At 44.5% G+C, this 14,888-nt stretch carries 11 protein-coding genes; 7 read left to right on the top strand and 4 right to left on the bottom strand.

What is annotated here, in order from left to right:
• The first annotated feature begins 10 nt into the window (after positions 1–10).
• Complete coding sequence (locus tag OC193_RS12740; RefSeq protein ID WP_048664527.1) at positions 11–3,100, top strand: efflux RND transporter permease subunit; 3,090 nt, start codon at positions 11–13, stop codon at positions 3,098–3,100.
• A 96-nt stretch (positions 3,101–3,196) separates the two neighbouring features.
• Here the strand turns inward: OC193_RS12740 and OC193_RS12735 are convergent, their stop codons facing one another.
• Positions 3,197–4,486 carry a peptidoglycan DD-metalloendopeptidase family protein gene (locus tag OC193_RS12735; protein WP_048664528.1) on the bottom strand — a complete coding sequence of 430 codons (1,290 nt, stop codon included), beginning with the start codon at positions 4,484–4,486 and terminating at the stop codon, positions 3,197–3,199.
• Between the two features lie 129 nt (positions 4,487–4,615).
• Here OC193_RS12735 and tyrS point away from each other — a divergent pair, with 129 nt between their 5' ends.
• Positions 4,616–5,803 carry a tyrosine--tRNA ligase gene (tyrS, locus tag OC193_RS12730; protein ID WP_048664529.1) on the top strand — a complete coding sequence of 396 codons (1,188 nt, stop codon included), beginning with the start codon at positions 4,616–4,618 and terminating at the stop codon, positions 5,801–5,803.
• Positions 5,804–6,171: 368 nt separating this feature from the next.
• On the top strand, positions 6,172–7,017 hold the full coding sequence (locus OC193_RS12725) for a magnesium transporter (protein ID WP_017068902.1): 846 nt from the start codon (positions 6,172–6,174) through the stop codon (positions 7,015–7,017).
• Positions 7,018–7,127: 110 nt separating this feature from the next.
• Here OC193_RS12725 and dacB read toward each other — a convergent pair whose 3' ends face one another.
• Entirely contained in the window at positions 7,128–8,561 is a 1,434-nt protein-coding gene (dacB, locus tag OC193_RS12720) for a serine-type D-Ala-D-Ala carboxypeptidase (protein WP_048664530.1), read from the bottom strand.
• Positions 8,562–8,673: 112 nt separating this feature from the next.
• Complete coding sequence (locus OC193_RS12715) at positions 8,674–9,726, bottom strand: porin (RefSeq protein ID WP_048658162.1); 1,053 nt, start codon at positions 9,724–9,726, stop codon at positions 8,674–8,676.
• Between the two features lie 513 nt (positions 9,727–10,239).
• On the opposite strand from OC193_RS12715, the gene greA reads away from it, so the two are divergent.
• The gene (greA, locus tag OC193_RS12710; protein ID WP_017059397.1) at positions 10,240–10,713 is read left to right on the top strand and encodes a transcription elongation factor GreA; all 474 of its coding nucleotides are present in this window, start codon (positions 10,240–10,242) and stop codon (positions 10,711–10,713) included.
• A 125-nt stretch (positions 10,714–10,838) separates the two neighbouring features.
• Here greA and yhbY read toward each other — a convergent pair whose 3' ends face one another.
• Positions 10,839–11,135 (bottom strand): ribosome assembly RNA-binding protein YhbY, encoded by a 297-nt coding sequence (gene yhbY, locus OC193_RS12705; protein ID WP_004738252.1) that lies wholly within the window; start codon positions 11,133–11,135, stop codon positions 10,839–10,841.
• A gap of 114 nt (positions 11,136–11,249) precedes the next feature.
• Between yhbY and rlmE the strand changes: the two genes are divergently transcribed.
• The 3 genes from rlmE (at position 11,250) to folP (ending at position 14,873) form a co-directional block, all read left to right on the top strand.
• Complete coding sequence (rlmE, locus tag OC193_RS12700; protein WP_048658161.1) at positions 11,250–11,879, top strand: 23S rRNA (uridine(2552)-2'-O)-methyltransferase RlmE; 630 nt, start codon at positions 11,250–11,252, stop codon at positions 11,877–11,879.
• A 107-nt stretch (positions 11,880–11,986) separates the two neighbouring features.
• On the top strand, positions 11,987–13,954 hold the full coding sequence (gene ftsH, locus OC193_RS12695; protein WP_048658160.1) for an ATP-dependent zinc metalloprotease FtsH: 1,968 nt from the start codon (positions 11,987–11,989) through the stop codon (positions 13,952–13,954).
• Positions 13,955–14,042: 88 nt separating this feature from the next.
• Entirely contained in the window at positions 14,043–14,873 is an 831-nt protein-coding gene (folP, locus tag OC193_RS12690) for a dihydropteroate synthase (RefSeq protein WP_048664531.1), read from the top strand.
• Positions 14,874–14,888 lie beyond the last annotated feature (15 nt).

Here is a 14,888-nt window from a genome sequence, read left to right as displayed (position 1 = left end):
GAGATAACTGATGTATTCAATTATTGATGCAGCCTTGTCTCGTGCTCGAACAATGCTCTCTCTTTTGGCGCTCATCTTGGTTGCAGGTGTCATTACCTATATCACGATACCCAAAGAGTCGAGCCCTGACATTACCATCCCGATTATCTACGTTTCAGTCGGGCACCAAGGGATCTCGCCAACCGATGCCGAACGTTTATTGGTTAGGCCTATCGAGCAAGAATTAAGGTCGATTGAGGGCGTAAAAGAGATGACGGCAACCGCAGCGGAAGGCCACGCCTCTGTGGTGTTGGAGTTTAACGTTGGAGTCGATCTAACAAAGGCAATGGCGGATGTGCGTGATGCCGTTGATCTCGCCAAACCAAAGCTACCAGAAGACAGTGATGAACCGACCGTAAATGAAGTCACACTCGCTTCTGAGCAGCCAGTACTTTCTGTTGTGCTGTTCGGGACTGTACCGGAACGTACTATCGTACAAATTGCCCGAGAAGTGGGAGATAAACTCGAAAGCTATCGCCAGATATTAGAGGTCGATATTGCGGGTGATAGGGAGGATATCGTTGAAATCATCGTTGACCCGCTATTGATGGAGAGTTACAGCCTAGATCAAGCGGATATCTACAACCTGATCGCTTTGAACAACCGAGTGGTTGCCGCGGGTTTTGTTGATACGGGCTATGGTCGTTTTTCGGTCAAAGTCCCTTCGGTGTTTAATTCCTTAAAGGATGTGCTTGAGCTACCTATCAAAGTGGATGGTAAGCAAGTGGTGACATTTGGTGATGTGGCTACTGTTCGTCGAGCGTTTCGAGATCCAGAGAGTTTTGCGCGTTTAGATGGTAAATCTGCGGTGGTGTTGGATATCAAAAAGCGTGCAGGCGAGAACATCATCGAAACGGTTGAGTTAGTCAAAGCTGTAATGGCCGGGGCTCAGCAGCAAGCAGAATGGCCAAATAACCTGTTGGTCAAATACACCTGGGATGAATCGAAAGATGTGAAGATCATGCTAAATGATCTGCAAAACAATATTCTATCCGCCATCATCCTGGTGGTGATCGTAATCATCGCGATTCTTGGCGTGCGTACTGCTTTGTTAGTCGGCATTTCAATTCCGGGTTCATTCTTGACCGGACTATTGGTTCTGTCTGTATTTGGCTTAACCGTTAACATAGTGGTGCTGTTCTCTTTGATTATGGCGGTCGGGATGTTGGTTGACGGTGCGATTGTGGTAACTGAATTTGCCGATAGGCGGATGCAAGAAGGGGAAGGGCGTAAAGCAGCCTATCGAGATGCGGCTAAGCGAATGGCATGGCCAATAACCGCATCAACGGCTACAACCTTGGCGGCGTTTGCTCCACTCCTGTTTTGGCCTGATGTAACAGGCGAATTCATGAAGTTCCTTCCATTAACTCTGATCGCTACGTTAACTGCCTCATTGATTATGGCGCTGTTGTTTGTGCCCGTGTTAGGTGGTTTGATTGGCAAACCGCAATACGTCTCGTCTCAGAGCCAAGCTCGAATGGTGGCTTTGCATAATGGGGATTTCTCACAGGCGACAGGCTTAACCAAGGCGTATTACCACACACTTTCTATTGCGATTAAGCATCCCTTTAAGATTTTTTGTAGTGCGATACTGCTCGCGGTTGCGGTTGGTTTCACGTATTCAAAAGCGGGGCTCGGTGCTGAGTTCTTCCCTGAAGTTGATCCGCCATTCTTTAATGTCAAAGTTCGCTCTCATGGCGATCTTTCTATTCAAGAAAAAGATGACATCATGCGCGATATTGAACAGATGATGCTGAATCATGATGAGTTCGATACCGTTTATACGCGAACCGGTGGTGACGACCAGATTGGTTTGATTTCGATAACGCCCGTCGATTGGCAATACCGCCGCAGTGTTAAAGCGATCATTGATGAATTAAAGGTGCAAACCGATCAATACGCTGGTGTCGAGATTGAATACAAGTTCCCTGATGCAGGACCTCCGGTTGAAAATGACTTAGTGATTGAGCTATCTGCCAAAACGCCAGAGCAGCTCAATCAGGCGGCTAAGATCGTAAGAGGTTGGGCGGATGGTAATCAAGCACTGACTAATATCAGTGATACTGCAAGCAAAGACGGTATTGATTGGAAGGTGGATATTCGCCGCGACGATGCCGCGCGTTTTGCAGCAGACGCGACCTTGGTTGGCAATACCGTTCAATTTGTCACTAACGGATTAAAGATTGGTGATTACCTGCCTGATGACTCATCAGAAGAGGTCGATATCTTGGTGCGTTACCCGAATGATAAAAGGGATATCGGACGCTTTGACCAGCTGAGAGTGAAAACGCCAGCTGGCTTGGTGCCGATCACCAACTTTGCTCAGATTGTTCCCGACCATAAGCAAGATACGATTAAACGTCTCGATGGTAAGCGAGTCGTCAACATCATGGCAGATATGGAAGAAGGGTATAACCTTGCTTTAGAACTACCAAAGATCGAGCAAGCGCTAGGTGAATTAGGGCTTCCGGATAGCGTTGACTTTCGTATTCGTGGTCAAAACGAAGAACAAGAGAACTCGTCAGCCTTTTTACAAAGCGCGTTCTTGGTGGCACTAGCGGTGATGGCTTTGATTCTGATTACTCAGTTCAATAGTTTCTATCAGGCGTTCTTGATTCTAAGTGCAGTGTTGTTCTCAACGGTTGGTGTGTTCGTTGGTTTACTTATCTTCCAGCGCCCGTTTGGCATCGTGATGTCCGGTATTGGGGTGATTGCGCTGGCTGGTATAGTGGTGAATAACAACATCGTGCTGATCGATACTTATAACCAATTGATTAAAAGAGGCTTGGATAAGCGAGATGCGATTCTGAGAACCGGTGTTCAGCGTTTAAGGCCAGTAATGCTCACGACGGTCACCACCATTTTAGGTTTGATGCCGATGGTGCTAGAAATGAATATCGACTTGATTAATCAAAAGATAGAATTTGGTGCGCCGAGCACGCAATGGTGGTCGCAACTCGCTACGGCAATTGCGGGAGGTTTGGCATTCGCGACAGTATTGACCTTGGTCCTGACCCCTTGTCTATTAATGTTAGGTCGAGATAAGAAGCCGGAAAAATAGTAGATACAGTGGTTCGATGAACATAAAAAAGAGCGCCTTGATGGGCGCTCTTTTAGTTGGTTTATATGGCTATCAATCTAATTGGTCGCTAGTAGCCTAATTAGTCGCTAGCAACTGGCCGTATCGCTCTAGATTATTCAGTCGAATATCTGAGTTCGCAATAAATGTTGCTTTTGCTTTACCCGTTAAAGACTTAGATTGAGGCAACTTCACGGTACGCGCATTCTTATGTACGCCATTAACCAAGAATTCATAGTGTAAGTGCGGGCCAGTAACTCGGCCTGTACCACCCAAAGTACCAATGGTTTGGCCTTGTTTTACGCGCTGACCAGTTTTCACCATACGTCGCTTCATGTGTAGGTACTTGGTGATATAAGTGTTGCTGTGGCGAATGAACACGTAGTTACCATTGAATTGGTTGTACCCAGACTTCTGCACGATACCGTCACCGGCTGCCCAGATAGGTGTGCCAACAGGAGCTGCGTAGTCAGTGCCGCGGTGAGCGCGAACCTTACCGGTTACTGGGTGTCTTCTGGTAGGATTAAAGTTCGATGTTACGCGACGAAAATCAATTGGTGAGCGCAAGAACGCTTTCTTCATCGCACGACCATTTTCGTCGTAGTAGTTACCAGTTTTATCGTCCAATACCGCGGTAAATGAATCACCTTGGTTTTTGAACACTGCCGCCATGATCTTGCCGCGACCAATCACTTCGCCTTCAACCACTTTCTCTTGATACAAGATTTTGAAGCTGTCGTTTTTACGAATATCTAGCGCAAAATCGATATCCCAACCAAAGATACCTGCCAGTTCCATAATTTGGTTTGCGGTTAAACCTGCGCTTACACCAGCGTTCCAGAAATTAGAGGTGATATTAGCTTCGGCATAGTTGTATTGGTATGCCACTTCTTTTTTGTCGAAGCTAGAGGAGAAAGAATCGCCAGACTTAGTGATCTTGAAGCTTTCAAACGCACTAAGTTGTCGTTTTAACTGAATAAGGTCGTTGTTTTCATCGAAGCCGAATTGCAAGACATCACCAGGCCTTAGATTAGACAACTGCTTCTTAATATCATTATTGGTATTGAGTAGCGTGATCAGCAGGCGGTATGAAAGGCCAATACGCTCGAATAAAACAGAGGTACTTTCGCCTGAACGAACGGTGTATTTTTCCCAATTGAGTACTGCCGTCGGTGGAGCGTCACTTGAGCTAATAAGCGCAGAGGCATTGATTGTCAGTGGGTAATGTTTTCCCACAACTAAAGCACCCGAATCGTCACGCAAACTGTTGACGTCGGGGAGTAAGAAAATCGCGACGAAAATTATGGCACTAAAAAATGCGATAAAAGCCCGGTGCAAAATAGGAAGGCGTGCAAAAATAGACAACATGTTCCGGTTCGTTCTGTAAATATTATGAAAATCGACGACGGAATAGTGTAACTGGTTTCAAAATACATCGCTATTCAAGTAAGATGTCTAATTAATGTATTTTTGCCAAATCTGTGGGAGTGAACAAGAATGGCGAGTATTGAAGCTGCACTAGCCGAGATCAAACGTGGCGTAGAAGAACTGATTCCAGAAGACGAACTGATTGCAAAACTAAAAGAAGGTCGTCCTTTACGCATTAAGCTGGGTGCCGATCCAACCGCTCCAGATATCCACCTAGGCCATACGGTTATCTTTAACAAGCTTCGTGCTTTCCAAGAGCTTGGTCATGAAGTGACATTCCTTATCGGTGATTTCACTGCAATGGTTGGTGACCCATCAGGTAAGAACTCAACGCGTCCACCACTAAGCCGTGAAGACGTACTGAAGAATGCTGAAACTTACAAAGAGCAAGTATTCAAGATTCTAGATCCTGAGAAAACGCAAATTCGTTTCAACTCTGAATGGCTATCTGAGCTTGGTGCTGAAGGCATGATTCGTCTTGCTTCTAACCAAACTGTTGCTCGTATGCTTGAGCGTGATGACTTCAAAAAGCGTTACGCTGGTGGTCAACCGATCGCAATCCACGAATTCATGTACCCACTTCTACAAGGTCACGACTCTGTTGCACTAGAGAGCGACGTTGAGCTTGGCGGTACTGACCAGAAGTTTAACCTTCTAATGGGTCGTGAACTGCAAAAAGCAGCAGGTCAAAAACCACAAGCGGTACTGATGATGCCACTACTTGTTGGTCTAGACGGCGTTAAGAAGATGTCTAAGTCTGCGCACAACTACATCGGTATCAGCGAAGCACCAAGCGAGATGTTTGGTAAGATCATGTCTATCTCTGACGATCTAATGTGGAGCTACTACGAGCTACTGTCTTTCCGTCCTCTTGAAGAAGTTGCGGAACTGAAAGCTGGCGTTGATGCAGGTAAGAACCCGCGTGACGTTAAAGTACTTCTTGCTAAAGAGATCATCGCGCGTTTCCATAGCGAAGCAGATGCTGATGCAGCAGAGCAAGAGTTCGTTAACCGTTTTGCTAAGAACCAAGTTCCTGATGAAATGCCAGAATTCGAATTCGAAGCTGGCCTGCCAATTGCGAACGTTCTAAAAGAAGCAGGTCTTGTAAACTCGACTTCTGATGCGATGCGTATGATCAAGCAAGGCGCGGCTAAGCTTGAAGGCGAGAAGATTGAAGACAGCAAATTCGTACCTGAAGCAGGTACTGCCGTTTACCAAGTAGGTAAGCGTAAGTTTGCTCGTATTACTATTAAGTAATAATGCACATCAATGATTGAGCCAAAGGCATCCACGGATGCCTTTTTTATTGACCGAAAGTTGACGAAACTTTGAAACGCCTATTGCTACACTATGCGCGCTGTCAAATTGACAGTAATTCTGGAGATTTTTATGAACAATACCGACCATCCTCCTAGTTTGAATGGAGAAGAATAACCTGTCTCGGTATTGATCTATTGTCCTGCCGTTCAGGTAGGGTATCTTTGTTTTTCCCCCTCATTCTTTTCCACACACTAGATTCTAACAAGTAGACACACCAGTAGCTTTCAGCTCTTGGTGCGCATAAATCTATAAATCTATGCTATTTGTTTTGATGGTCGTTACCTTTGCCAATCGGGAGATTCGCCATGACGGTAATGAACAACACTTTTTTATCTATTGAAGCTCTGTACTCAGAGCAAGACATCCAAGCTGTGTCGAATGCATTTCAACAGTACGGACGTGAACAACAAATTAACCTTTTGAACCGAATGCCGCTCGAAGATGCGGTGTTAGTGCTGGGGCAATGCTCTCTTAGTACGATTCAGACTTTACTTAGTGAGCTAGAAGAGCAGGGCTTTGAGAAGCGCTCTCGACATCTAGCTCACCAACTAGGGCTGATTTACTCAGAGGTAGAACCTCAGCAGGGCTATCTTTCTACTGGCGTCATGAGCCACGTTAGACAGCGTATCGGTTGGATTATTGCGTTAGCACTATTGGGCATCGTCTCAGGGCTTATCATCGCTCAATATGAAGACATTCTCAGTCAGTTGGTACTTTTGGCTATCTACATGCCGGTAATTGCTGCAGCTGGTGGTAATACCGGGACACAAGCTGCGACTTTGGTTATCAGAGCCTTAGCCACAGGTGAGTTAAAAAAACGCCAATGGGCTAACGTTCTGTGGAAAGAGTTTAGAGTCGCTATTTGTTTGGCTTTAGCTATTGCTGTGGTGATGATTGGACGTATTCTGCTATTTAGCGAAAACCAATCGACAGGTGGCTATGACATCAACATGATTGCGTTAGCGATTGCGGTAGCGCTGTTTATTCAGGTGACCATATCAACTGTGCTCGGCGGAGGGTTACCGATCGTTGCTAGGCTATTTAAGCTGGATCCAGCGGTGTTAGTGAGTCCAGTGCTTGCATCTATAGTAGATATCTCAGGAATGTGGATCTACTTCACTGTAGTGAACTCATTCCTAGGAATTGCTTAAAAGCTGATAAAAATAGCTAAATACATCTGAGAAATAAAAATGGCGCTGAAGATTGAAGGTCTTCAGCGCCATTTTTGTTATTAAAGTAGAAGTTTACACAGAGCTAAGCATTACTTAGATTTGCTTTGTGTTTTACTGAACTCGACCACATCTTTGTAGAAAGCACGCTCAAACTGGGTGATAGGTGCTTCCACTGGTTTGTCTGGATCTTGTTCTTCAGGGAAGTAATCACGAACAAACTGCACAAACAGAGAGCTTGGTTTTCCCGCCTTATCTAATCCGTATCCCGCCATGTTGTAACTTCCGTATAGAGAACCACTTTTGGCGATAATGTTGCCTTGAATCGGTGCTTTTCTCATGCTTTGACGGTATTTGAGCGTTCCATCAGTGCCTGATATAGGCATAGTCTCAATTAGGTTGAGCTGTTGATCGTTTTCCCAGATATAACGAAGCACTTGAGCCATGGTCTGTGACCTCATTCGGTTATTTCTAGATAACCCTGAACCATCGACGAGCTGCGCTTTACTGAGGTCAATATTAGCCTTGGTCAGCAATATCTGCTTTATCGCTTCAGTACCGTTATTGAAACTGCCTGGTTGAACATAAAATGTGGCTCCTAGCGTTTTAGTTAGATTATCTGCGATAAGGTTATCTGACTTCTTGAGCATGATATCGAGCAGTTCAGGAAGCTTTTCTGAGTGATGGCTAGCCACTAACGTCGTCTTGTTTGTGCTTTCCTTAGTTCCAATGATCACATCCCCCTTTACTTGTATTTTCAGCTCTTTAAGTAGTGAACTCACCACTTGAGAGGTGTAAAGCTCAGGATTTTGAATAGCGAACTTTAGTGGTAATGGCTTCTTACGTTCCACTAAGCAACCAGATAGCGTGTACGAGTTGTTTGGTGTGGTGATGAGCTCTAAGTCGCACTGTGTGGCTTTTTGTCCTGAGCGCGTCACAGTGGCTGCATTGGTTGTCACGTCGATTGGGTAATGGGTTGGAATATAGACGCGAGTGCTGCCGTTATCTTTTGTATAAATAGAGGCTTGTGCGCAGTTACTGTCTAAGGTCATTGCACTAGAAGGCGCGCTGTAACAAACGCCTAGAATGTCCCAAGGCCAACCAACGGCTCGCTGATAGCCGGTATAAGCTGTGTTATCCAGATATAAATTGCCCTTGATGGTTCTGGATTGAGACTTAGCGTATTGAGCTAAAAGGCTTTTAAGCTGTTCTCGTTGCAAGGTTGGGTCGCCACTAAATGAAATGATAGAGTCATTCCCAGAACGAGCAATGCTGGTCGTGTAGTGAAAGTCATCCCCTAACTCCAACTTAGCCGCCAACGCTGTCACCAGCTTTAAAGTACTAGCGGGGGGATAGAAGCCATCACTGTTGGAATTCATTTTGTTTGAATCGCCTTTCAGGGATTCCAAAATTACACTGGTGCTACTGCCATCAGGCAGTTTATTTAGAGGGGGGTAAGCGAAAGCGTTAACTGAGAAAGCGCTAATAGAAAAACTACATAGCAGTAGTGTGGATAGAAGGCGCATAGAAGATTGTCTTGGATGGCTGATGTTTTCAGTATACAGATATAAAAAACGCCCGCTAGAGAGCGGGCGTTTTGATTCTCAATCAACTAATTAATCAATTAGGTAATCAGAATTAGAAGTCGTAACGTAGACCTAGAGCTAGCTCGTCTTCAGCTTGTGCTTTAGTTGCACCGAAGTTAGCTGGAATGCCTGCTGTACCGAACTTGTCACCTTCAGAGATTAGGTTGAAGTTGTACGAGATGTACGTACGGAAGTTAGGCTTGAAGTAGTAAGTCGCATCGATAGCAACGTTGTCAGCAGATGTGTCGCCGTTTGTTTCTGCGTTGTTGTACGTTAGCGTGAATGCAGTTTTTTCTAGTGTGTATGCTGTTGCGAATTCGTAACCAGTGTAATCACCGTTATCTTTCGCTAGCTCACCGTCTGTGAATGTACCAGCAAAGTATAGAGCGTCAGTGCGGTAAGAAGCCGCTAGCATGTACTCGTTTTGCTCGTCTTGATCAGCGTAACCAGCACCTAGCTTGAAGCCAGAGTCACCGATAGCGTAGATACCAGATAGAGAGTAACCATCTGCATCATTATCATCGTAAGAAATTACAGTGTCGCCAACTTTGTTTTCTGTGCGGTCAGCAAAACGGTAGCTTGCTTTAACGCTTAGGTCTTGGAATTGACCTTTGTAAGAAACCATGTTGTCTGAACGATCTGCTACAGCAATTTTCATCGCCGCAGAGTTACCGTGGTAAGACATGATATCGGTAAAGTCTGTGATTACACCTAGTGCACCGTCGTTTTTACCGTAAGTCACTTCACCGAATGCACCGCCGATACCAGCGTACGTGTAACGGTTAGTAATGTCACCGTCGTTGTTATCAGTAGAACCGCCGTTTTCAGCAGTTGTGAATTCGCCTTCGTAGAAACCAACACCGTATAGGCCGTCTTGGATTTCAACTTTACCTAGGAAGTTAAGACGTACACGTGTTTTATCTTCAGCTTTGCCGTCTTTTAGAGATAGACGAGCTTCAGCACGACCACCGATCTCTAGAGAAGTGCCGTTTGAGCTGTATACAGAAGTACCGTCAATACCACCAGCTTGTTTACCGTCCGCTGCCACTGCGTTAGTAGCAAGAGCTGCAGCAGATACAGCAAGCGCAATCATAGTCTTGTTCATGTTATTATTTCCTAATTACTGTCCATAGAAGTTTTATCAAGGATTTGAACCCTTTTGTGTATTGCCTGTATTAATCAGGCTTCATAACCATGATTAGAACAGAAGTCTGAAAAATGCCAGTGCAATCCATGGGTTACTTTTTACCTCTAAAGTTCCATAGTCAGTTAGTAAAATGATATAAAACTAAAAAATGAACACTGTTTTATTATATCTCTTGTTATTTAAGTTTATGTTTTAAATTGATTTTTACAAAAGTGTGATCTGTGTTTATTTTGTTTGTTTTTTGTTTTTTTAGGTATTTGTTTCTGGGCTTATTGATGGGGAGGTTATTATTCATTTTTGTGATGTCTGTAATTTAGACCTAGATAAAGCTTTTATAACGCAAAGTGGAATAAAGGTGATTTAGCCATAAAGTTTGTTTACACTAAGCCAAATCGTTTTGTTTCTATCACCTAATAACTATGTTGGGTGTATTTATGTTGGCCAAAGGAAGCTTTGGCATAGAGGTAAAAAATGGAAAAGGTTCCAATGACAGTACGTGGCGCTCAGCAGCTACGTGACGAATTAGATCGCCTACTTAAGCTACGCCCTGTTATCTCAGCAGCTATTGGTGAAGCACGTGAACTAGGTGACCTGAAAGAGAATGCTGAATACCACGCCGCTCGTGAAGAGCAGGGTATTTGTGAAGCTCAGATCCGTGATATTGAATATAAGCTATCACTGGCTCAGATCATCGATGTAACGCAAATGGATAATACGGGCAAGATTATCTTCGGTACGACAGTGACACTGATCGATGTGGATACCGATGATGAGTTCCGCTACCAAATCGTTTCAGAAGACGAAGCAGACATCAAAACGGGTCGCATTTCTGTGAAATCGCCAATTGCTCGTGGTCTTATCGGTAAAATGGAAGGCGACGAAGTCATGATCTCTACCCCTGGTGGTGACAAAGACTTCGAAATCGACAAAGTAGAATATATCTAATTGAATTTTCTTTGTTTCTGATAAGTAAAAAGGTCGCTAAATGCGACCTTTTTCGTTTCTCACGCTACACTAAAAGATAAGCGCAGTGGCTTCCTATTAGTGAAGTTAGCTTATATTAAGCTCGCTTATTTACGTGGAATCTCGATTTTACGTGCTTCTGACTGACGGAACAGTACTAGAACTTTACCGATAGTCTGTACTTTCTCAGCTTTAGTTTCACGTACAATTGCATCGATAATCAGTTGCTTAGTCTCACGGTCTTCTGATGCAACTTTAATCTTGATCAGTTCGTGGTGGTCTAGAGCTAATTCGATTTCCGCTAGAACAGCTTCAGTAAGTCCATTTGCGCCCATTAGCACAACAGGTTTTAAACTGTGAGCTAGGCCCTTTAGATGCTGCTTTTGTTTGGTACTTAGGTTCATTACGCGGCCAATTTTCTTTACTATTAGGGTTGAAAAAACCTATTTTAACGCCATCTAAAGCTGAAGACTATAATTTATTCAGCAATTAGTACTTTCCTCCAATTTAGGTATCCAATGAGCAAACAGAAACACTCGGCCAGTTCAGGCCGTTGGTTGAAGGAACACTTCGACGACAAGTACGCAAATGAAGCAAGAAAGAAAGGCTATCGTTCACGTGCTTATTTCAAAATGGAAGAGATTCAAACGAAAGATAAATTGCTGTCTCCTGGGATGACCATTGTGGATTTGGGTGCAGCACCTGGCGGTTGGTCTCAATATGCTGCTAAGATTGTTGGAGACAACGGACAAATCATTGCGTGTGACTTGTTACCAATGGACCCGATTGCTGGTGTTAGCTTTTTACAAGGCGATTTCCGCGAAGACGCTGTACTAGATGCCTTGTTGGAGCGTATACAACCAAACATGGTTGATGTCGTGATGTCAGATATGGCACCTAATATAGCAGGCAACAATTCTGTGGATCAGCCAAGAGCTATGTATTTAGTTGAATTAGCTTTGGATATGTGTCGACAAGTTCTAGCTACCAATGGTAGTTTTGTTGTAAAAGTATTCCAAGGCGAAGGGTTTGACCAATACGTTAAGGACGTCCGCGAGATGTTTAAAACAGTAAAAGTTAGAAAACCCGACTCTTCTCGAGCTCGATCTCGTGAAGTGTTTATCGTAGCCACTGGTTACAAAGGTTAACGATTCTCTTCCAATAGTGAGAGTTAACAACATGGCTACAGGTTACAAACTGTAGTACCCTACCTTTAATTACAATTAGTTATCGAGAGGCTTACACCTTGAGTGACATGGCAAAAAATTTAATTCTGTGGCTTGTTATCGCGGTAGTGTTGATGTCGGTATTCCAGAGCTTTGGCCCTGGGGAAAGTAACGGCAGAGCAGTAGATTACACCACGTTTGTACAGGAAGTTGGCCAAGGCCAGATTCAAGACGCACAGTTCAATAACAGCGAAATCACTTTCACACGTCGTGGTGGTGGCTCTAAGTATGTAACTTACATGCCTGTTTATGATCAAAAGCTACTTGATGACTTAATTAATCAAAACGTAAAAGTTCAGGGTACACCACCTGAAGAACAGAGCCTGCTTGGCACTATCTTCATCTCATGGTTCCCTATGATCTTACTGATTGGTGTATGGATTTTCTTCATGCGTCAAATGCAAGGCGGCGGCGGCGGTAAAGGCGCGATGTCTTTCGGTAAGAGTAAAGCTCGAATGATGAGCGAAGAACAAATCAAAACGATGTTTGCTGATGTTGCTGGTTGTGACGAAGCAAAAGAAGACGTGAAAGAGCTTGTGGATTACCTTCGTGACCCAAGCCGCTTCCAAAAGCTAGGTGGTAAGATCCCAACAGGTATCTTGTTGGTTGGTCCTCCTGGTACGGGTAAAACATTGCTTGCAAAAGCGATTGCCGGTGAAGCGAAAGTACCGTTCTTTACTATCTCTGGTTCTGACTTCGTTGAAATGTTTGTTGGTGTTGGTGCATCTCGTGTGCGTGACATGTTCGAACAAGCGAAGAAAGCGGCACCTTGTATCATCTTTATCGATGAAATCGATGCTGTAGGTCGTCAACGTGGCGCTGGTGTTGGTGGTGGTCACGATGAACGTGAACAAACACTGAACCAAATGCTGGTTGAGATGGATGGTTTCGAAGGTAACGAAGGTATTATCGTTATCGCTGCGACTAACCGTCCAGACGTACTAGACCCTGCATTACTTCGTCCTGGTCGTTTTGACCGTCAAGTTGTGGTTGGTCTGCCAGATGTACGTGGTCGTGAACAGATTCTTAAAGTACACATGCGTAAAGTGCCACTATCGGGTGATGTTGAACCATCTCTGATTGCTCGTGGTACTCCAGGTTTCTCTGGTGCAGATCTTGCGAACCTTGTGAACGAAGCGGCGCTGTTTGCTGCTCGTGGTAACAAGCGTAATGTATCTATGGTTGAGTTCGAACTAGCTAAAGACAAAATCATGATGGGTGCAGAGCGCCGTTCAATGGTGATGTCTGAAGAAGTGAAAGAGTCAACGGCTTACCACGAAGCGGGTCACGCAATTGTTGGTCGCTTGGTGCCTGAACACGATCCAGTGTACAAGGTTTCAATCATTCCACGTGGTCGTGCGCTTGGTGTAACTATGTACCTACCTGAGCAAGACCGCGTAAGCATGTCTCGCCAACATCTAGAATCAATGATCTCTAGTTTGTACGGTGGTCGTCTTGCTGAAGAACTTATCTACGGTAAAGACAAAGTTTCGACTGGTGCGTCTAACGATATCGAACGTGCAACTGATATTGCTCGTAAGATGGTAACGCAGTGGGGCTTCTCAGAAAAACTGGGTCCTCTTCTATATGCTGAAGAAGAAGGCGAAGTTTTCCTAGGTCGCGGTATGAGCCAAGCGAAACATGTTTCTGACGATACGACTAAGCTGATCGATGAAGAAATTCGTATTCTAATCGACCGCAACTATGCTCGTGCGAAGCAAATTCTTGAAGAGAACATGGATATCATGCACTCGATGAAAGACGCGCTAATGAAGTTTGAAACGATTGATGCAGGTCAGATTGATGACTTGATGGAACGTAAAGACGACATTCGGGAGCCAGCTGGTTGGGGTGATCAGGCGAAAGCAGAACCTGCAAAGGAAGAAGCTAAACCTGAAGCGAAATCAGAAGAAGCAGCAGCCGAACCAAAAGCTGAAGAGTCGCAAGTTGAAGAAGTTAAGTCTGAATCAGATGATGCTCAAAACAAAGATTCTTAATCACTAGGCTTTAAATTAAAACCCTGAGTACGCTCAGGGTTTTTCTGTTTATAGCCCAAGATGTTTTTACCTTTAAGACCCACCTTCCATGATATTAAAAGCACATAATAAAACGCTCGTTTTAGACCGCCCACATGTGATGGGTATCCTCAATGTTACGCCTGACTCTTTCTCTGATGGCGGGAAATTCAATTCATTAGATAATGCTTTACTGCAAGCAGAGCGAATGATTCAAGCAGGTGTTAGCATTATTGACATTGGTGGTGAGTCAACTCGCCCGGGAGCACCTGACGTATCTTTAGAAGAAGAGCTCGCTCGCGTTATACCTGCCATTAAAGCAATTCGCGCCAAGTTCGATGTGTGGATCTCTATTGATACCAGTAAAGCTGAAGTGATGCGCCAAGCCGTTGAAGCAGGGGCTGATTTGATCAATGATGTGCGCGCATTGCAAGAGCCCGGAGCTCTAGAGGCAGCCGCCGATGCTAATGTGCCAGTTTGCCTGATGCACATGAAAGGTCAGCCAAGAACCATGCAAGCCAACCCAAATTACGATGATGTCCTAACGGATGTTGAAGCGTTCTTAAAAGAAAGGGTAGAAGCGTGTGAGGCTGTTGGCATATCAAAAGATCAGCTGATTTTGGATCCTGGTTTTGGTTTTGGTAAAACCATTGAGCATAATTACCACCTATTAGCGCACCTTGAAAAATTTCACAGGCTTGGGTTGCCAGTCTTAGCGGGGGTGTCGAGAAAGTCGATGATCTTTAAGCTACTAGACAAAGCTCCAGCAGATTGCATGGTTGCTAGCGTCACTTGCGCTACCATCGCTGCAATCAAAGGTGCACAAATTATTCGCGTTCACGATGTTGAAGATACATTGGAAGCGATGAAGATAATCGAAGTGATGAATAACAATCACTAATCATAATTAAGGAAA

It is taken from the genome of Vibrio crassostreae, assembly GCF_024347415.1.
Taxonomy (GTDB): domain Bacteria; phylum Pseudomonadota; class Gammaproteobacteria; order Enterobacterales; family Vibrionaceae; genus Vibrio; species Vibrio crassostreae.
The sequence above is the reverse complement of the archived record's forward strand: the minus strand, read 5'-3'. Positions and strand labels throughout refer to the sequence as shown.

Bases quoted from the DNA above. Each gene is read 5' to 3' on its own strand.
- tyrS (WP_048664529.1), top strand. From the start codon at position 4,616: ATGGCGAGTATTGAAGCTGCACTAGCCGAGATCAAACGTGGCGTAGAA.
- OC193_RS12740 (WP_048664527.1), top strand. From the start codon at position 11: ATGTATTCAATTATTGATGCAGCCTTGTCTCGTGCTCGAACAATGCTC.
- rlmE (WP_048658161.1), top strand. From the start codon at position 11,250: ATGAGCAAACAGAAACACTCGGCCAGTTCAGGCCGTTGGTTGAAGGAA.
- OC193_RS12715 (WP_048658162.1), bottom strand. From the start codon at position 9,726: ATGAACAAGACTATGATTGCGCTTGCTGTATCTGCTGCAGCTCTTGCT.
- folP (WP_048664531.1), top strand. From the start codon at position 14,043: ATGATATTAAAAGCACATAATAAAACGCTCGTTTTAGACCGCCCACAT.
- ftsH (WP_048658160.1), top strand. From the start codon at position 11,987: ATGGCAAAAAATTTAATTCTGTGGCTTGTTATCGCGGTAGTGTTGATG.
- greA (WP_017059397.1), top strand. From the start codon at position 10,240: ATGGAAAAGGTTCCAATGACAGTACGTGGCGCTCAGCAGCTACGTGAC.
- OC193_RS12735 (WP_048664528.1), bottom strand. From the start codon at position 4,486: ATGTTGTCTATTTTTGCACGCCTTCCTATTTTGCACCGGGCTTTTATC.
- yhbY (WP_004738252.1), bottom strand. From the start codon at position 11,135: ATGAACCTAAGTACCAAACAAAAGCAGCATCTAAAGGGCCTAGCTCAC.
- dacB (WP_048664530.1), bottom strand. From the start codon at position 8,561: ATGCGCCTTCTATCCACACTACTGCTATGTAGTTTTTCTATTAGCGCT.
- OC193_RS12725 (WP_017068902.1), top strand. From the start codon at position 6,172: ATGACGGTAATGAACAACACTTTTTTATCTATTGAAGCTCTGTACTCA.